Genomic DNA, 17,016 nt, shown 5'->3' with positions numbered 1-17,016 from the left:
GCGGGCGAATAGAGGAGCCACGAGGCCGGGGCAAGCGCTCAGGCGCGCCGCGCGTGCAGAATGATGAAATCGTGGGGCGATCCGTCGAAGCCGATCTCCGCGCCATATTCCCGGTCGAAGATCATGAGCCCGACCGCTTCGACCAGCCCGGCCAGCTCGTCCTCCTCGTAATAGGTGTAGAACCGGTTCCGGCGGTCCCGCGCCTCGCCGGTTCCAAGCTTCATCGCGATCAGGAAGTGCCCGCCCGGTCGCAGCGCCCGCGACAGCGCCGCCAGATGCCCCGGCATCGCCGCGCGCGGGGCGTGGAGCAGGCTGTAATGCGCCCAAATGCCATCATAGATCGCCTCGCCCTCGACCGCGTCGAACCCGGCCACGCGAACGTCCAGCCTGTAGCGTTCCCTGGCCACCGCGGCCATGCCCTTGGAGGCATCCAGCGCATCGACCTCGAGTCCGCGTTCAACCATCCGCGCGGCCCAGTTTCCCGGCCCGCAGCCGAGGTCAAGCGCATGCCCGCCCTCCGGCAGCGAGTCGATGAAGCGTTCCAGCCGGGGATAGGGCCAGCCGCTGTCGATCATCTTCGCATAATCCTCGGCCTGCCCGTCATAGAGGCTGATCGTCTTGCGATCAGCCATCAGTGAAAGACCTCGACGCCGAGGCACAGGACAACCGCTCCCGTCATCGGAACCCGCAGAGCCATCCACCAAGGCGGGGTCAGTCCGTTGCGCCAGAAATGCCAGTCGATCAGGAGAACCCCGAGGAAGCCGAGGATGAGGTCAACCGCCGTGTCGGCGGACAGGCCCCCTCCCGTGAGAAAAATCCAGAGTGCCGGGATCACGGACAATGCGTATCCGCGCGCTGCCATCTTGCCATTCGCTTTGGCGGCAAAGCCCCAGAGGACGCCGGACATGAAGGCCAGAATGATCATCCCGTAGAACAGGTTGACCTGCGGCGCAACAAAGCGCGCGCCTCCAAGCTGCAGCGACATCACTTGGAAGTCGGATGAAATCCGCGTGAGCGCCCCCCAGACAAAGGGCACCAGACCGGCAATGCTCAGCCACAAAGCGGTTTGCGGAATTCCCTTCATGCCCGCTCCAGCGCCAGTCGAACGCCGAGGGCGGCGAAGATCGCTGCGAAGGAGCGGTTGAGCCAACGCATCGCGCGTTCGGAGGAGAGAACCGCGTCCCGCGCGGCGGCCGCGAAGGCGCCGTAGAGCACGAAGACGGCCAGCGTCATCGCCATGAAGACGGCGCCAAGTTGGAGCATTTCGGCAGTGGCGCGCGCCGGGTCGCCCGAAAGGAAGGGCGGCAGCAGCGCGAGGAAAAAGATCGAGAGCTTCGGGTTGAGGATATTGATCAGCGCGCCGCGCCGGGCAATCGGCCAGGCTTTCGGCGCCCCTTCACGGGGTGCAATCGCCAGCGCCCCGCCGGACCGAAGCGCCTGCCAGGCCAGCCAGAGCAGGTAGGCCACACCGGCGAATTTTACCAGCTGGAAGAGCAGGGCGGAGGTGTGCAGAACCGCCGCCAGCCCGAGGACCGCCGCTGCCAGATGGGGAAGGATGCCGAAGGTGCAGCCAAGCGCGGCCCAGACGGAGGCCCGGCGCCCCTGTCCCAAGCCGATGGCCAACGTGTAGACGACGCCGGTCCCCGGTGCGACGACGACAACGAAAGCGGTGATGAGGAATTGCAGCGAGATCATTCCGCCGCTTCCCGCAACACGCGCGGCACCTTGAACTCGACCTTTTCCACAGCGGTCTCGACCGTCTCCACGGTCACGTCAAAGCGCTCCGAGAATGCGTCGATCACCTCGCGGATCAGCACTTCCGGCGCCGATGCCCCGGCGGTCACGGCCAATGTGGAGATCCCTTCCAGCGCCCGCCAGTCGATATCGCTCGCCCGCTGGACGAGCTGCGAATAAGCACAACCCGCCTTTGCGCCGACCTCGACCAGCCGCCGCGAATTGGACGAGTTTGGCGCGCCCACGACAAGCAGCGCGTCGACCCGCGGCGCCACCGCCTTTACGGCCTCTTGCCGGTTGGTCGTGGCATAGCAGATGTCTTCCTTGTGCGGCCCGACAATGGCCGGAAAGCGCGCTTGAAGCGCCGCCACGACACCTGCCGTGTCATCGATCGACAGCGTCGTCTGCGTCACATAGGCCAGCTTTTCCGGGTCGCGCACGTCCAGCCCGGCCACATCCTCGGCCGTCTCGACCAGCAGCACGTCACCATCGGGCAGCTGCCCCATCGTGCCGATAGTCTCGGGGTGGCCGGCATGTCCGATCATCACGATCTGCAAGCCTTCCTCGGCATGGCGCTCGGCCTCGATATGCACCTTGCTGACCAGCGGGCAGGTCGCGTCCACAAAGACCATCTCGCGCCGCTCCGCCTCCGCCGGCACCGCTTTCGGTACACCATGGGCGGAAAAGATCACCGGCCTGTCCTCGGGGCACTCGTCGAGTTCCTCGACGAAGACCGCGCCCTTTTCCCGCAGCCCGTCCACGGCGAAGCGGTTATGCACGATCTCGTGGCGCACATAGACCGGCGCGCCCCATTTCTCGAGCGCCATCTCGACGATCTTGATCGCCCGGTCGACGCCGGCGCAGAAGCCGCGCGGGGCGGCGAGGTAGAGTGTCAGGGCGGGTCTGGTCATGGGCACCTCCGAGCCACAGAGGTAAGCTGCGCGCTGCGATCCGTCCAGCCGGATTTCCCGTCAGCACGTTCAAGAAAGAACTGGCGCCCGGCTTTCGAAAGGGCTAGTTGGCGGTCATGGCGACCCTCTGCGCATATACCCTTTCGCGACGCGTCCGACGCAGCCGCTGACCCGACCGTCCTCGCACGGCCGGCCGATTCCGCGCACCCCCGCCTTCCCTCATTGACACCCATTTGCCCCTCGGGCACTGATTTCACTTCCTGAAGTGAGGAAACCGAACATGATCCCCTCCGTTCTGCCGACCTATAACCGCGCACCGCTCCACTTCGTGAAGGGCGAAGGCTGCTGGCTCGTGGAGGCGGATGGTCGACGTTTTCTCGATCTCGGCGCAGGCATCGCGGTCAACGCGCTCGGTCACGCCCACCCCGCGTTGGTTCGGGCGTTGAACGAGCAGGCCGGCGCGCTCTGGCATACGTCCAATCTCTACCATGTGGACAAGCAGGAGGCCCTCGCGGACCGGCTGACCGAGCTGACCTTCGCGGATACCTGTTTCTTCACCAATTCCGGCACCGAGGCGGCCGAACTCGCGATCAAGATGGCGCGGAAATACTGGCATGAGAAAGGGCAGTCGGAGCGGATGAAGATCATCACCTTCGAAGGCTCGTTCCACGGCCGTTCCTCAGCCGCCATTGCCGCCTCCGGCTCGGTAAAGATGACGGAAGGCTTCGGCCCGCTCCTGCCCGGCTTCGTGCATCTGCCATTTGGCGACCACGAGGCCTTCGCGGAAGCGATGAAGGATCCGGAGATCGGCGCCGTGCTGATCGAGCCGATCCAGGGCGAGGGCGGCATTCGCACCCTCAACGACGCCTGCCTGAAGGGTATGCGGGCGGCCTGCGACGCCACTGGCACGCTGCTGATCCTTGACGAGGTCCAATGCGGCATGGGCCGCACCGGCAAGCTCTTCGCCCATGAATGGACCGGCATCTCGCCGGATATCATGATGGTTGCCAAGGGTATCGGCGGTGGCTTCCCGATCGGCGCGGTGCTCGCCACCGAGGATGCCGCCTCCGGCATGACCGCCGGCACCCATGGCTCCACCTATGGCGGCAACCCGCTGGGCTGCGCCGTGGCGCTCGCGGTGCTCGAAATCGTCGGTGCGCCAGCCTTCCTTGAAGAGGTCAACCGCAAGTCCGGCCAGCTCCGCCAGGGCCTCGAAGGCCTTGTCGCGGCTCATCCGGACGTCTTTGAGGCGGTGCGCGGCGAGGGGCTGATGCTGGGTCTCAAATGCAAGCTTCCCGCCGGCGATGTGGTCGCATCGGGCTATGCCGAGGAGGTGCTCACCATCCCGGCCGCCGAGAACACGATCCGCCTCCTGCCCGCGCTCAACATTTCCGAAGAGGAAATCTCCGACGCCCTCACCCGGCTCGACCGAACGGCGACCCGAGCCGCGAGCGCCTGAAACCGCATCCATTTTCCAGATAAATCCTCGGGGGGAGCGCGCAGGGCGCGCGGGGGGCAGACGGCCCCCCTCCCAACTCTCCAAGAAAGACCAAGCTCATGAATCATTTCCTCGATATCAACACCACGGCGCCGGACCAGCTGCGGACCATCATCGATACCGCCCGGTCCATCAAGGACGCTCGCAATGGCCGCCCCAAGGGCCAGCCAGATGACGAGACCCCGCTGGCTGGCCAGATGGTCGCGCTGATCTTCGAAAAGCCTTCGACGAGAACCCGCGTCTCCTTTGATGTCGGCGTGCGCCAGATGGGCGGGCAGACCATGGTGCTCTCGGGCAAGGAAATGCAACTCGGCCATGGCGAAACCATCGCCGACACCGCCCGTGTCCTCTCCCGCTATGTCGACATGATCATGATCCGGACCTTCGAGGAGGCCGTTCTGCAGGAGCTTGCGGAATACTCCTCCGTGCCGGTGATCAACGGGCTGACCGACCGGAGCCACCCCTGCCAGATCATGGCCGATATCCTCACATTCGAGGAGCATCGCGGTCCGATCGCGGGCAAGAAGGTGGTCTGGTCGGGCGACGGCAACAATGTCTGTGCGTCCTTCATCCATGCCGCCGGCCAGTTCGGGTTCGATCTGACCTTCACCGGGCCGCAAGTGCTTGACCCGGAGGATGTCTTCGTCGGCGAAGCGCGCGCCAAGGGCGCTTCCATCGCCATCGAGCGCGACCCGTTCAAGGCGGTTCAGGGAGCCGATCTCGTGGTTACCGATACGTGGCTGTCGATGCATGACAGCCAGTCTGCCCAGGAACGTCGCCACAACCTGTTGCGCCCGTATCAGGTCAACGAAGAGCTGATGGAAGCCGCCGGTTCCGACGCGCTCTTCATGCATTGCCTGCCGGCGCATCGGAACGAGGAAGCCACCAGCGAGGTCATGGACGGTCCGCAATCGGTGATCTTCGACGAGGCGGAGAACCGGCTGCACGCCCAGAAGGCGGTCATGCGCTGGTGCCTCGGCCTCTGATCGCTTGGATCGGGTGAGGGTCGCCCACCCGCGTCAGCGGCAAGGCCGCAAGCGAGCTCTCTCAGTCCGGCGCGTCTCGATAGAGGGCGCCGGTCAGCCAGTCCGGCCAGTCTCGTTCGAAGACGGACTTCACCGAGTCGTCGAGACGACGGATTTCCCGGGTTGAAACCTGTATCCGGCGATCCTGCAGGGAAACGATGATCTGCTCCGCCTTGTGTTGCGCGGTCTCCTCCCGGAAGCGATAGGCCTCCAGCGATGCCGTCCGCGCGCTCGGCACCCCCGTTCCCGTGTCATCGCAAATTGCCCGGGCGCCCCGGCTGCCACCACCATGGCGAATGTAGAAATCGAGCGCTGCCAGAACGGCTTCGGAGACCAGCGCCATCTGTTGCCATTGCAGGACGCGTCCGGCCTCGGACGGCTTTGCGATGGCGATGCCTTGAGCGCTGATCTCCTCGTTCAGCTCCTGCGCCGCGCGCAGCGCCTCGGCGATCTCTCCGGGGCGGCAGATGATCCCGGCCGTGTCACTCATCCGGGACTGGACGCTTTCCCGGACCGAGGACAGGTCGCATTGGCTCTCCGGTTGCAGAACCGTACGGATCTCGTCCACGGCCCGTTCGAGCGGCAGGTCGATACCGGCAAACCCGGCGTCCTCCGCTGTTCCGCTGCCAGCCACATGTTCGGCCACGCGGGTTCCGAAGACCTGACCGGCATTCAGCGCCGAGCCGCCCGGACGCGTCACTCCATGCGTCCCCGCAGCCTCGCCGACAGCATAGAGTCCGGGCAGATTGCTCCGCCCCCAGGAATCGACTGCGATGCCGCCGTTCATATGCTGGTTGTTGACGGCGAATTCGAGGGGATCGGCGGCAATGTCGACTTTGTAGCGCCGATAGAGCTCGATCGCGAGCGGGTTCATGTGGCGCAACCGGTCGATCGGCAGGTCCTGATTTGCCCCTGCCGTGCCGAGATAGGCGCGCACATCCGGGTCCAACCGGTCGAGGCTGAAAGGCTGGTCGCCCGGCACCGGGAGAGGATTGCGGTTGAAATCCATGAAGACCTTTCGGCCGGCCTCGCCCTCGCGGAAGATGGCGAGGTCAACGAGGCTGGAACCGAATTCGAGCATCCGGGTCGCGTGGAAGGGCCACTGGTAGCCCTTCCGGAAGACGTTGGAGGCCAGCTCCCGGGTCGTCCGGAAATAGTCGCCGAGGAAATGGTGCTCCGTGCCAACGGCATCGCGCGAATAGATATGCGGGATGCTTTGCACATAGGTGCCCGACAGGTTCCAGGGGAAGCCCTCCCGGCGGGTGCCGATGCCGAACTGGCTCTCGGTGATGTTGACCAGTTCGACGCCTGCCTCCAGCGCCATCCCGAGAGACCCGAAACAACCATTGGGGAAGACGCTGTCGCGGTAAAGCTCCCCCGGTCCTCCGGCGGCCAGCACAAGGGTCTTACAGCGAAACAGCACGAGGCCGAGCGGGTTCGCCTCCGTCCGGTCCCTGGGGCGCAGGGCAAGCAGGCCCGCGACTGCTCCGGTTCCGTCCTTGAGGATCTTGACGCCCGTCGTCTGGTTGAAGAAGGGAATGCCAAGGCGGAGCGTTTCCTGCGCGAGGACCTGAACCATGAGCCGCGATGTCCTCGGCCCGCAGCTCGTCGCGCGGCCCGTCTCGTCATGATCGGTCTGATACCGCAGGGTCCCGCCCAGCCGGTCCTGCGGGATCGGCAGGCCGAGAAATTGCAGCGAGGCCATGGCGCGCGGCGACCCGACCGCTTCGATATAGGCGGTGTCCTCGTCCATCGCGCCGCCGGCCCGAAGCGCTTCGGCCATGGCGCGGAAATCATCCCCCCGATCGGATGTATTGGCTGTGTGCAGGGTCTGCTTGTCAGACCCCGAACAGGCCGATGTGCCACCCCAGGCGCTCTGGCTCACGATGATGACGTCGCCTGTCCGCCGTTTCAGTTCGACCGCGCTGCGCAACCCCGCTGCGCCGCTTCCGACAATGACACAGCCGCTCCGGCAGACTGGAATCTCATACCCCTTGCAGGTCAGCATGTCCGTGATGCCGGGATCGGACTGAAGCCGCGGCATCACGACATCGGTGAGCGCGTCGAGAATTTCCTGCGAGACCTTGGATGTCATGGCGGTGCCTCCGAGTTATCCGGACGCACGGCCCGGTTCGACGAAAGAGCGGTGCGGCGCGGCGTTGCCCTGTGTGAATGGCGTCTTCGTTTGCCGCTGTCTATCCGGGAGCGAAGCGAGAGGGAGAGGGGCTTTGTCGCATGAAACGGTTGAGATTGTTCATGTCGTGAGGCCAGCGTGACAGGTGCTCTCTGCGAGTGGCGGGGACCCCAAGACGAACCAGGTCGCAAACTGATCGTCTTGCATTCCAAGCTTGAAGCAGCGATTTTTCGGCGGTTTGATTGGCAGGGGCAGCAGGGTTCGAACCCGCGACCTACGGTTTTGGAGACCGTCGCTCTACCAGCTGAGCTATACCCCTAAGGCTTGCGTTTTCTATGGATTCGGATCGGGGGCGTCAAGCCGATTGCATGAGTTAAATTCCGAGCCACCTCCGTCTTGTCGCGAAGGGGTCAGAAGGTTGATCGGAATGTCAGACCGAACGGCTGCTCCTCGTCATATTCCGCGCCGTCCGTATCGGTTGCTTGGTTCGTCTCGAACCGCCCGATTGCGGTGTCAAACCCTGCAGCGATACCGCAGTAACCCCGCCAGTTGCGGGAATCGTCGCGTTTTCCGACCGGGGGCGTCTCGTTGGAGACCGATCACGCCAAGCCGATATCGAAGACCAAAAACGTCTCGACCTCCGGTTGTCTGGGGGCCGACAGAACCAGGTCGCTGCGGATCTGGCTGGTTTCGCCAGAGATGGTGCGAAAAGCCAGAGGCACTCCTTGATCTGTTTGCGCTCGTCGCCTCAGAGGTCAGATATATCAGGAGTAAATTGTACCGCCGTTAATGTCCAAACAGGCGCCGGTGATGAAGGACGCGTCTTCGGATGCCAGGAAGGCGATCAGATCGGCGACTTCATCTGCCGTTCCTTCGCGCTTCATTAAGCTTGCTTCGGCGATTCTTGCTCGGGTTTCCGGCTTGGTGAACATGTTGTGGAAATCGGTATCGATCAGTCCGGGACACACCGCGTTGACCCGTATTTCCGGGCCAAGTTCCTTTGCCATACCGCGCGCCATTGCCATGATCGCACCCTTTGCCGTTCCATAGGCGATCGCCCCGTGACCACCGCCGTCGCGACCGGCCTGAGAGGCGAGCAGCGTGACCGATCCGCCATCGGGGATGAATGGAAGCGCTGCCCGGACAAGCAGCATCGCCGAGGTGACATTCACATCGAGGACCGCCTGCCAATGTTCGACCGTCATCTCTGGCAGTGTTTTCCGAGCCAGAAGCCCACCGGTATTGGGAACGACGATGTCGATCCGGCCCCATTCAGCAACGGCTTTTTCAGCAAAGGCTTGGACGGCGTCGGGTTGGGTCATGTCCCCATGCATCGCGAAGGCGCGGCCTCCGGCCTCGGTGATTTCCGCGACCGTCCGTTGCGCACCTTCCGCGCTTTCAAAGTAGTTGATCGCCACCGCGCACCCTTCATGGGCGAGTTTCACGGCGCAGGCACGTCCGATATCCCGTCCGGCCCCAGTGACGACAGCAACCTTGCCCTTGAGTTTCATCGGTGTCTCCGTGCCTCCATGGCGTTGGAACGTATCAGTTCACGAAATTGCTGGCGCAAACATCCCTGGGTGGCCTCGTGAGCCTGCAGGACTGCTCGAACCAAACACTGGTTGGCAGGGAAGAACAACCGTTGCCTGTCTCTTGTCAAACCTCTTCGTGACGTAACTCTGGCACGACATGCTGCATAAAAGGACCATCGTCCCGAACAGTCTTGAGGGGAATGAAAGTAACAAATATTGACAAATAATATTCAATATTGTAGGCAGCAGGTTAGACCCACATAAAGATGGCAAAGGCGGAAACTGTGATTGGTTTGGTGGAGGATACCCGACATAAGCTGATGCAGGTCAGCACGGCGACACTTACAACGGCACTGTTCAAACGCGGTTTTCGAAATGTCTTCCTACAGGGACTTTGCAGATTGAAGCCGGGGGAAAACATGGTCGGCGGCGCGTTTACGCTGCGGTACATTCCGGCCCGAGAAGACCTCGATGTGTTGGCATCTTTTGAAGACCACTCGCATGCACAGCGAAAAGGGGTCGAAGAATGTCCCGACGGCGCAGTTTTTGTCATAGATTCTCGCGGAGACGCGAGTGCCGCTTCGGCCGGCTGCATTCTCGCCGCCCGACTGCAAGCCCGCGGGTGTCGCGGCATCGTCACCGATGGCGGCTTCCGCGACACGCCCGATATTGCTGCCCTGGGCATGCCGGCCTTTCATTCACGGCCAAGCGCACCAACCAATCTCATCAAGCACCATGCCGTCGCGATAAACGACCCGATCGCCTGTGGCGGTGTGTCGGTTTTCCCGGGAGACGTGATGGTTGCTGACAATGAAGGTGTGGTGTGTATCCCGAGACATCTGGCGGACGACGTGGCTGGCGAAGCGGCGGAGATGACCCAGTTCGAGGATTTTGTCCTTGAGATGGTGAAGGAGGGCGCGTCGATTTTCGGCCTCTATCCACCAACCGATCCTGAGACGATGACCTTGTTTTCCGAGTGGAAACGAAACCGAAAAACCTAGGTTTGCTTGCGCAACCGATCTGAGCGTTTCCTGGTCCGGTCAGCGGGTGCATTTTGCGCGGCAGATGGGCCATACCGGTCACCGAGCCCCAAGAGAGCCTGTTCCGGGGAGCGGCCCCCTGCAATCAGGCAGGTATTTGTATCCGGACCCCTGATACGATCGTCCGGACAGCCCCGAGAAAAACGATCCTGTCGCAATCGTGCATCCGCATGGAGCCGCCGAACAGGATCCCGAAAAGATCTGGGACATAAAGCGCACGTCGCGTGTGTTGGCCGACCTGGCTGGGCGCGGCGGACAGGGCAGGGGCAGCGCCTCAGGGCGCGGAGGCATTGGCGACGTGATTGGTCCATTTCAGGATGGACACGCCGGGATGTTCGTCGAAGACCGCTTCGATCACGGTTGGATCCACCGATCCCTCGTCGGCCAGCCGCACCTGGAGGCACCCATTGTTGGCAAAGCTCACGTGTTTGAGTTGCAGCCCGACCCGGTCGAGATCAGCGCAGAGATCCAGCCCCTGGCTCGTTCCGTTCGTCTCAAGAAGGATTTCGAAGGATAATTTCCAGGTCCCGAAGGTCTTGCGTGCGAAGCGAATATCCTCGACCGGAACGGGCGAGGAAATGGTGCTCGAAGAGCGGGCGCTGTCGGTGTCCGGATTGGGCATGCCGCCCTCCTGTTCTTTCATGTGGCCTGACGCATCGACTGGCCGATGCGCATTTGCGGATGGGTCCGGGTCAGCGGGTCGACGTCCAGTCCAGCACGATCTTGCCGGATTGCCCGCTCTTCATGGTCTCGAAGCCTTCCCGGAAATTGGCGACATCGAAGCGATGGGTGATCACCCGGGACACGTCCAGACCGTTCTGCAACATGGCGATCATCTTGTACCATGTCTCGAACATTTCGCGGCCATAGACCCCCTTGAGGGTGATCGCCTTGAAGACGATCTGGCTCCAGTCCACCGGAGATTTGCCCGGCGGGATGCCAAGCAGCGCGATCTTGCCGCCCATCACCAGCGCATCGACCATCTGGTCCAGTGCCGCCTGGCTGCCAGACATTTCCAACCCGACATCGAAGCCCTGCGCAAGGCCGAGCTCGTGCATCACGTCCTTCAGATCCTCGCGGCTCACGTCGATCGTTCGCAGCCTCGGCTCGACGGCGGTGGCCAGCGCCAGCCGGTCCGGATTTATATCAGTGATCGCCACGTGCCGTGCGCCGGCATGAACGGCCACCGCGCCCGCCATGATCCCGATTGGCCCGGCGCCGGTGATCAGCACGTCCTCGCCCAGCAGCGGAAAGCTCAAAGCCGTGTGCACGGCATTGCCCAGAGGGTCGAGAATGGCGCCGATCTCGTCGGGGATCTCGTCGGGCAGGGACACCACGTTGAAGGCCGGCAGGCGCAGGTAACTGGCAAATGCGCCCTGGATATTGACGCCGATGCCGCGCGTGCCGGGATCAAGATGGAACTTGCCGGCGCGGCTCTGGCGGCTGTCGGCGGTCACGACATGGCCTTCGCCCGAACATCGCTGGCCGATCCTGAGGCCCGTCACATCACGCCCCAACTCGACGATCTCGCCAGCGAATTCATGCCCCGTAATCAGCCCCAGCGGCACGGTGTGCGCGGCCCAGTCATCCCAGTTCCAGATATGGATATCCGTGCCGCAAATGCCAGTCTTGTTGATCTTGATCAGCACGTCATCCGGCCCGATCTCCGGAACCGGCGCCTCGATCTGCCACAACCCCTCGCGCGGCTCGGTCTTGGCCAAAGCGATCATCATGTTGGAGTGTTGTGCCATCAGATCACCCCCAATTTCCTGCCGACCCGCCCGAAGGCGTCGAGCGCGCGATCCAGTTCGTCACGGCTGAGGGCTGCGTTCATCTGTGTGCGGATGCGCGCCTTGCCACGCGGAACGACCGGGAAGAAGAAGCCTGAGACATAGACACCCTGCTCGAAGAGCCCGCTCGCCATAGCCTGTGCCAACCGCGCATCGCCCAGCATGACGGGGATGATCGGATGCTCGCCCTCCAGAAGCTCGAAGCCGAGCGCGGTGAGTCCGGCGCGCCAGTAGCTGGCATTGTCAAAGAGCCGGGCGCGCAGATCTGAGCCGTCCTCGACCAGCCGGATCGCCTCGATCCCGGCGGCGGCAATGGCCGGCGGCAGGGAGTTGGAGAAGAGATAGGGCCGCGCGCGCTGGCGCAGCAGGTCGATCACCGGCTGCGGCCCGGCGATATAGCCGCCAATCGAGCCGCCAAGTGCCTTGCCCAGCGTACCTGTGACAATATCGACCTCCACCCCGAAATGCTCTGCCGTGCCGGCGCCGGTCGGCCCCATGAAGCCGGTCGAGTGGCAGTCATCGACCATGGTTACGGCGTCATATTGTGCCGCCAGCGCGGTGATCTCCGGCAGTTTGGCGAGATAGCCATCCATCGAGAAGACCCCGTCCGTGGCGATCATGATGTTGCGCGCGCCCTCGTCGCGCGCCTGTTTCAGCTGAGCTTCCAGATCCCCCATGTCGCTATTGGCGTAGCGATACCGCCGCGCCTTGCACAGGCGAATGCCGTCAATGATCGAGGCGTGGTTGAGCGCGTCGGACACGATCGCGTCCTCGGGGCCAAGCAGCGGCTCGAACAGCCCGCCATTGGCGTCGAAACAGGCGGCGAAGAGGATCGAATCCGCCTTGCCGAGAAACTGTGCCAGCCGCTGCTCCAGCGCCCGATGCAGATCCTGCGTGCCGCAGATGAAGCGCACCGAAGCCATGCCGAAACCGCGCGTGTCCATCGCCGTCTTCGCCGCCCGGATCAGGTCCGGATGGTCGGCGAGGCCGAGATAGTTGTTGGCGCAGAGATTGATCAACTCGCCCGCGCCGACCCGGATCGTGCCGCCCTGCGGCGACGCGATCTCGCGCTCCCGCTTCATCAGGCCCTCGGCCTCGATCTCGGCCAGGGTGTCGTTCACATGGGACAGGAATCGGTGTGACATGGCAGCCTCCATTTGTCCGACATCTATCATATCGGAGGCGCGTGCGAAATCACGGATTTCCGTCAAAACGGACGAAATCCGAAATAGTGGACGAGTTTTGCCAATTTGGGGTACCTATCGAAGGCGATATTGGCGTGGCGATGTTGACAGCGTGCGGTTGAAACCGCAGATGTCCGATATGGCGGATGACGACACCCATATACTGGATCAACTCCCGGCGCGGCTCAAAAAACTGCGGCAGGGCAGGGGGCTGTCGCTGGAAGCGGTTTCGAAACTCTCGGGTGTGTCGCGCTCCATGCTCAGCCAGATCGAGCGCGGCGAGAGCAGCCCGACCGTTGCCACGTTGTGGAATCTGACCCGGGCGCTGCAAGTCGATTTTGCCGGGCTGCTCGATGAGGATGCGAGTGGGCGGGAGATCGACATCCTGCGCGCCGATGACACGCCCTCGCTCAATCCCCGGGGGGCGGGCTGCGTGATCAATATCCTGTCGCCGCCGGACGATGTCGGGCGGCATGAGATCTACGATCTCCACTTTGCCGCCGGTGGCTGCCTCGACAGCGCGCCGCACAGCCCCGGGACGCGCGAGCATATCACGGTGCTGACGGGGGCGGTCACGCTGACCTGCGACGCGGAGGAGGCGGAGATCGGCGAAGGCGACAGCGCCCGGTATCCCGCCGATGTGCCGCACCGGATCGAGGCCGGATCAGCGGCGCATGTCTTCATGATCGTCATGCGGGATGGGGTCTGAGACATGCGGTGAGGATCGCCCCTCGCGCTGGCAGGAGAAAATGCTGTCGGAGCGTTCTGCCTTTTGCATGACCTTGTCGGTCTTGTTGCCTGTCTGGAGGCTGACCCCGGCTTTTCATGGCCAAATTCGCCCTTGTTGAAACGGCGGGAGTGCACTACTTCGGTCGCACCTCGGGGTGCTCTGTGAGCTGAGATGCATATCGCGAACCCGTTGAACCTGAACCGGTTAGAACCGGCGGAGGAAAGGTCGACATTCCCAGGCCGTCCGAACTCCGCCCACAACCCAAGGAGTTTGCCATGAAGGCGCTTCCTCTTGTTGCGGGCCTGTTGTTTGCCACATCCGCTGTGGCCGAAACCCCCGTACTGACAGTTTACGCCCCCGATTACTTCGCCTCCGAATGGGGCCCCGGTCCCGGCATCGAGGCGGCCTTCGAAGCCAGATGCGGATGCGACCTGGTCTACAAGACCGGCGAGCTTCTGCCGCGCCTGCTGCTGGAAGGTGAACGGACCGAGGCCGACGTGGCCATCGGCTTCAATTCCGATATCACCAAGAAGGCGCGCGAGAGCGGGCTTTTCGCGCCGCACGGGTTGGATGTCTCGGGACTGACCCTGCCCATCGAATGGTCGGACGACACGTTCCTGCCGTTCAACTACGGCCAAACGGCCTTCATCTATGACAACACCAAGGTCTCCGAGCCGCCGGCGAGTTTCGATGCGCTGCTGGACGCGCCGGACGAACTGCGTCTGGTGATCCAGGATCCGCGCAGCTCGATCTCCGGCCTGGCGCTGGTGCTCTGGGTGAACCATGTCTATGGCGACAAGTCCGCCGAGGCCTGGACGAAGCTGGCGCCAAAGATCGTCACCGTGACCAAGGGCTGGTCTGAAAGCTACGGCATGTTCACCGATGGCGAAGCCGACATGGTGCTGAGCTACACGACCTCGCCGGCCTATCACATCATCGCCGAAGAGGATCTGACCAAATCGGCAGCGATCTTCGAGGAAGGCCATTACTTCATGGTCGAACTGGCGGCAAAGCTCGCCAGAACGGATAACGAGGATCTCGCCGACCAGTTCATGGCCTTCATCCTCACCGAGGAGTTCCAGTCGATGATCCCGACCTCGAACTGGTCCTTCCCGGCCGCGTTGGCCGAAGAGAAATGGCCTGAAGGGTTCCGCGAGTTGCCGCGTCCGGAAAAGGTGCTGTTCTACACCGAGGACGAGGCTGCATCCCTGCGTGACGAGGCCATCGAGGCATGGCGCAGCGCGCTCTCCCAGTAAGCGCGGCGCTCGTGGTTGCGGGGATGGTTGTCCTCCCCGTGGCTGCGGTGCTCTGGCGCGGCGGCGGACCGGGTACGCTCGGGCCGGCCGACTGGGCCGCCTTGCGATTCACGCTCTGGCAGGCGGCGCTCTCCGCCGGACTGTCGGTGGCGCTGGCCATCCCCGTGGCCCGCGCCCTCTCCCGCCGCCGCTTTCCCGGCCGTTCGGGCCTTGTCGCCCTGATGGGCGCACCTTTCATCCTGCCGGTCATCGTCGCGATCCTGGGGTTGCTGGCGGTCTTTGGCGGCAACGGGCTGGTCAATCGGATCGGCGCGCCGCTCGGCCTGCCGCGACTGGATATCTACGGCTATCACGGCGTGATCCTCGCCCATGTCTTCTTCAACCTGCCGCTCGCCGTGCGGCTGCTGCTGCAAGGCTGGCTGGCGATCCCGGCCGAACGGTTTCGCCTTGCCGCCTCCCTCGACGCACCGGTCTGGCGGGTGCTTGAACGGCCGATGCTGCGCCGGGTCTGCCCGGGGACCTTCGGCGTGATCTTCGTGATCTGCCTTGGCTCTTTCGCGGTCGCCCTCACGCTGGGGGGCGGGCCGCGGGCGACAACCGTGGAGCTGGCGATCTACCAGGCCTTCCGCTTCGATTTCGACCTTGGAAAGGCCGCGACCCTCGCAGCCCTGCAACTCTGCCTCGGCCTCGGCGCCGGAGCCTTGGCCCTGCGCCTCGCGCCAAGTGACGGGTTTGGCAACGGGCTCGACCGCTTGACCGACCGCTGGGACGGGCGCGGCAAACTTGCCCGATGCGTCGACGCCCTCTGGATCCTGCTCGCTGCCACTTTCCTGCTCACACCGCTCGCCGCTGTCGGCCTGGCTGGCCTGCCAGGGCTGTCCGAGATGCCGCCCGAAGTCTGGTCCGCTGCCGCCCGCTCGCTGGCTCTCGCGCTCGGCGCCACCGCTGTGACACTCGCCCTCGCTCTGCCGCTTCTCTCGGCACCGGGCGAGGTTGCGGCGCTGCTGGGCATCTCGGTCAGCGGCCTTGTGCTCGGCACCGGGTATTTCCTGCTGGTGCAACCCCTCATCCGGCCCGCCGAAGTGGCTTTCCCGGTGACGATGCTGGTAAATGCGCTGATGGCGCTGCCCTTTGTCATCCGTATCCTGCGCCCCGGGCTGGAGGCCGCGCGCGCCGATTACGGCCGCCTTGCCGCGGCACTCGGGCTCACTGGCTGGCGGCTCTGGCGCATTGTCTACCTGCCGCGCCTGCGCCGGCCGATGGGCTTTGCGGCCGGCCTGACGGCGGCGTTGTCGATGGGCGACCTGGGCGTCATCACGCTCTTTGCCGATGGCGACACGGCGACATTGCCGTTACAGGTCTATCGCCTGATGGGGAGCTACCAGATGGAGGCGGCCCGTGCGGCGGCGCTGCTGCTGTTGGTGGTCAGCCTCGGGTTGTTCTGGGGATTTGACCGGGGAGGGCGGGCCAATGCTGCGGTTTGACGAGATGCATGTACGGCAGGGGGGCTTCGATCTCAGGGCCGATATCACCATTCCGGCAGGTATCACCGCGCTGATTGGGCCCTCAGGCGCCGGGAAATCCACACTGCTCAACGTGATTGCGGGTTTCGTTCCCGCGACCAGCGGGCGGGTCCTTTGGCGCGACGCAGAGATCACGGCGCTCGCGCCCGCGCAGCGGCCTGTCGCGATGCTGTTTCAGGACAACAACCTCTTTGCCCATCTGAGCGTGGCCGAAAATCTTGCGCTGGCGCTGACCCGCAAACGTCCCACCGCGCAAGAGCGCGCACGGATGGAGACCGCGCTGGAGCGTGTCGGCTTGCCCGGCTATGGCGCGCGCAAGCCGGCCGAGCTGTCGGGCGGCCAGCAGAGCCGCGTGGCGCTGGCACGGGTGCTGTTGCAGTCTCGCCCGCTGATGTTGCTCGACGAGCCTTTTGCAGCGCTCGGCCCGGCCCTGAAAATCGAGATGCTGGACCTCGTCGCCGAGATGGCCCGCGAGGACGGGCTTCAGGTTCTCATGGTGAGCCATGATCCGCAGGATGCCCTGCGCATTGCCAGCTTGTCCGCCGTTGTGGCGGATGGCGCCGTCGCCGCTCCCGAAGCCACCGCCGGTCTTCTGCAAAGCCCGCCCCCTGCGCTCGCTCGCTATCTGGGACGCCGTGCCGTGGAGTGACGCGCACCGG

The 17,016-nt window shown here is 64.0% G+C and carries 16 protein-coding genes, 1 tRNA gene and 1 riboswitch; of the genes, 7 read left to right on the top strand and 10 right to left on the bottom strand.

Annotation, left to right across the window (positions count from 1 at the left end):
- Positions 1-38: 38 nt before the first annotated feature.
- From R3X27_RS13890 to ispH, 4 genes are read right to left on the bottom strand one after another with little or no spacing between them, the layout of a single operon-like run.
- A complete protein-coding gene (locus tag R3X27_RS13890) occupies positions 39-632 on the bottom strand; it encodes a class I SAM-dependent methyltransferase (protein ID WP_317709465.1) in 594 nt (197 codons plus the stop codon).
- Positions 632-1,084 (bottom strand): DUF3429 domain-containing protein, encoded by a 453-nt coding sequence (locus R3X27_RS13885; RefSeq protein WP_317709464.1) that lies wholly within the window; start codon positions 1,082-1,084, stop codon positions 632-634. The genes R3X27_RS13890 and R3X27_RS13885 overlap by 1 nt, the downstream gene beginning before the upstream one ends.
- Positions 1,081-1,695 carry a LysE family translocator gene (locus R3X27_RS13880; RefSeq protein WP_317709463.1) on the bottom strand — a complete coding sequence of 205 codons (615 nt, stop codon included), beginning with the start codon at positions 1,693-1,695 and terminating at the stop codon, positions 1,081-1,083. The genes R3X27_RS13885 and R3X27_RS13880 overlap by 4 nt, the downstream gene beginning before the upstream one ends.
- A complete protein-coding gene (gene ispH, locus R3X27_RS13875) occupies positions 1,692-2,645 on the bottom strand; it encodes a 4-hydroxy-3-methylbut-2-enyl diphosphate reductase (RefSeq protein WP_317709462.1) in 954 nt (317 codons plus the stop codon). Before ispH ends, R3X27_RS13880 begins: the two co-directional genes overlap by 4 nt.
- Positions 2,646-2,925: 280 nt before the next feature.
- Here ispH and R3X27_RS13870 point away from each other — a divergent pair, with 280 nt between their 5' ends.
- Positions 2,926-4,104, top strand: coding sequence for an aspartate aminotransferase family protein (locus R3X27_RS13870; RefSeq protein ID WP_317709461.1), 1,179 nt, complete (start codon positions 2,926-2,928; stop codon positions 4,102-4,104).
- Between the two features lie 98 nt (positions 4,105-4,202).
- The gene (gene argF, locus R3X27_RS13865) at positions 4,203-5,129 is read left to right on the top strand and encodes an ornithine carbamoyltransferase (protein ID WP_317709460.1); all 927 of its coding nucleotides are present in this window, start codon (positions 4,203-4,205) and stop codon (positions 5,127-5,129) included.
- 61 nt (positions 5,130-5,190) lie between these two features.
- Here the strand turns inward: argF and R3X27_RS13860 are convergent, their stop codons facing one another.
- The 3 genes from R3X27_RS13860 to R3X27_RS13850 form a co-directional block, all read right to left on the bottom strand.
- Positions 5,191-7,263 carry an FAD-binding protein gene (locus R3X27_RS13860; RefSeq protein ID WP_317709459.1) on the bottom strand — a complete coding sequence of 691 codons (2,073 nt, stop codon included), beginning with the start codon at positions 7,261-7,263 and terminating at the stop codon, positions 5,191-5,193.
- Positions 7,264-7,545: 282 nt separating this feature from the next.
- Positions 7,546-7,621, bottom strand: a tRNA-Trp gene (locus R3X27_RS13855).
- A 445-nt stretch (positions 7,622-8,066) separates the two neighbouring features.
- Complete coding sequence (locus R3X27_RS13850) at positions 8,067-8,813, bottom strand: SDR family NAD(P)-dependent oxidoreductase (protein WP_317709458.1); 747 nt, start codon at positions 8,811-8,813, stop codon at positions 8,067-8,069.
- 287 nt (positions 8,814-9,100) lie between these two features.
- On the opposite strand from R3X27_RS13850, the gene R3X27_RS13845 reads away from it, so the two are divergent.
- Entirely contained in the window at positions 9,101-9,835 is a 735-nt protein-coding gene (locus tag R3X27_RS13845; RefSeq protein ID WP_317709457.1) for a ribonuclease activity regulator RraA, read from the top strand.
- Between the two features lie 313 nt (positions 9,836-10,148).
- On the opposite strand, the gene R3X27_RS13840 is transcribed toward R3X27_RS13845, so the two are convergent.
- The 3 genes from R3X27_RS13840 to R3X27_RS13830 form a co-directional block, all read right to left on the bottom strand.
- Entirely contained in the window at positions 10,149-10,496 is a 348-nt protein-coding gene (locus tag R3X27_RS13840) for a hypothetical protein (RefSeq protein ID WP_317709456.1), read from the bottom strand.
- Positions 10,497-10,566: 70 nt separating this feature from the next.
- Positions 10,567-11,604: an L-threonine 3-dehydrogenase gene (gene tdh, locus R3X27_RS13835; RefSeq protein ID WP_317709526.1), complete on the bottom strand. Its 1,038-nt coding sequence runs from the start codon at positions 11,602-11,604 to the stop codon at positions 10,567-10,569.
- Positions 11,605-11,624: 20 nt separating this feature from the next.
- On the bottom strand, positions 11,625-12,809 hold the full coding sequence (locus R3X27_RS13830) for a glycine C-acetyltransferase (RefSeq protein WP_317709455.1): 1,185 nt from the start codon (positions 12,807-12,809) through the stop codon (positions 11,625-11,627).
- A 178-nt stretch (positions 12,810-12,987) separates the two neighbouring features.
- On the opposite strand from R3X27_RS13830, the gene R3X27_RS13825 reads away from it, so the two are divergent.
- The 4 genes from R3X27_RS13825 to R3X27_RS13810 all read left to right on the top strand — a co-directional run bounded on the left by R3X27_RS13825 (position 12,988) and on the right by R3X27_RS13810 (position 17,006).
- Positions 12,988-13,557 (top strand): helix-turn-helix domain-containing protein, encoded by a 570-nt coding sequence (locus tag R3X27_RS13825; RefSeq protein WP_411572495.1) that lies wholly within the window; start codon positions 12,988-12,990, stop codon positions 13,555-13,557.
- Positions 13,558-13,718: 161 nt separating this feature from the next.
- Positions 13,719-13,817: riboswitch (TPP riboswitch) on the top strand.
- A gap of 36 nt (positions 13,818-13,853) precedes the next feature.
- Positions 13,854-14,834 (top strand): thiamine ABC transporter substrate binding subunit, encoded by a 981-nt coding sequence (locus R3X27_RS13820; protein WP_317709453.1) that lies wholly within the window; start codon positions 13,854-13,856, stop codon positions 14,832-14,834.
- Positions 14,810-16,318, top strand: coding sequence for a thiamine/thiamine pyrophosphate ABC transporter permease ThiP (locus tag R3X27_RS13815; RefSeq protein ID WP_317709452.1), 1,509 nt, complete (start codon positions 14,810-14,812; stop codon positions 16,316-16,318). The genes R3X27_RS13820 and R3X27_RS13815 overlap by 25 nt, the downstream gene beginning before the upstream one ends.
- Positions 16,305-17,006, top strand: coding sequence for an ATP-binding cassette domain-containing protein (locus R3X27_RS13810; RefSeq protein WP_317709451.1), 702 nt, complete (start codon positions 16,305-16,307; stop codon positions 17,004-17,006). The genes R3X27_RS13815 and R3X27_RS13810 overlap by 14 nt, the downstream gene beginning before the upstream one ends.
- Positions 17,007-17,016: the final 10 nt, after the last annotated feature.

It is taken from the genome of Tropicimonas sp. TH_r6 (assembly GCF_033101155.1).
Taxonomy (GTDB): domain Bacteria; phylum Pseudomonadota; class Alphaproteobacteria; order Rhodobacterales; family Rhodobacteraceae; genus Tropicimonas.
Note: the sequence above shows the minus strand (reverse complement) of the source record. Positions and strands in the feature narration are given on the sequence as shown.

Coding starts and splice junctions, on each gene's coding strand:
- R3X27_RS13890 (WP_317709465.1), bottom strand. CDS start 632: ATGGCTGATCGCAAGACGATCAGCCTCTATGACGGGCAGGCCGAGGAT.
- R3X27_RS13880 (WP_317709463.1), bottom strand. CDS start 1,695: ATGATCTCGCTGCAATTCCTCATCACCGCTTTCGTTGTCGTCGTCGCA.
- ispH (WP_317709462.1), bottom strand. CDS start 2,645: ATGACCAGACCCGCCCTGACACTCTACCTCGCCGCCCCGCGCGGCTTC.
- R3X27_RS13885 (WP_317709464.1), bottom strand. CDS start 1,084: ATGAAGGGAATTCCGCAAACCGCTTTGTGGCTGAGCATTGCCGGTCTG.
- R3X27_RS13870 (WP_317709461.1), top strand. CDS start 2,926: ATGATCCCCTCCGTTCTGCCGACCTATAACCGCGCACCGCTCCACTTC.
- R3X27_RS13815 (WP_317709452.1), top strand. CDS start 14,810: ATGGCGCAGCGCGCTCTCCCAGTAAGCGCGGCGCTCGTGGTTGCGGGG.
- R3X27_RS13810 (WP_317709451.1), top strand. CDS start 16,305: ATGCTGCGGTTTGACGAGATGCATGTACGGCAGGGGGGCTTCGATCTC.
- R3X27_RS13850 (WP_317709458.1), bottom strand. CDS start 8,813: ATGAAACTCAAGGGCAAGGTTGCTGTCGTCACTGGGGCCGGACGGGAT.
- argF (WP_317709460.1), top strand. CDS start 4,203: ATGAATCATTTCCTCGATATCAACACCACGGCGCCGGACCAGCTGCGG.
- R3X27_RS13845 (WP_317709457.1), top strand. CDS start 9,101: ATGGCAAAGGCGGAAACTGTGATTGGTTTGGTGGAGGATACCCGACAT.
- R3X27_RS13825 (WP_411572495.1), top strand. CDS start 12,988: ATGGCGGATGACGACACCCATATACTGGATCAACTCCCGGCGCGGCTC.
- R3X27_RS13830 (WP_317709455.1), bottom strand. CDS start 12,809: ATGTCACACCGATTCCTGTCCCATGTGAACGACACCCTGGCCGAGATC.
- R3X27_RS13860 (WP_317709459.1), bottom strand. CDS start 7,263: ATGACATCCAAGGTCTCGCAGGAAATTCTCGACGCGCTCACCGATGTC.
- tdh (WP_317709526.1), bottom strand. CDS start 11,604: ATGATCGCTTTGGCCAAGACCGAGCCGCGCGAGGGGTTGTGGCAGATC.
- R3X27_RS13840 (WP_317709456.1), bottom strand. CDS start 10,496: ATGCCCAATCCGGACACCGACAGCGCCCGCTCTTCGAGCACCATTTCC.
- R3X27_RS13820 (WP_317709453.1), top strand. CDS start 13,854: ATGAAGGCGCTTCCTCTTGTTGCGGGCCTGTTGTTTGCCACATCCGCT.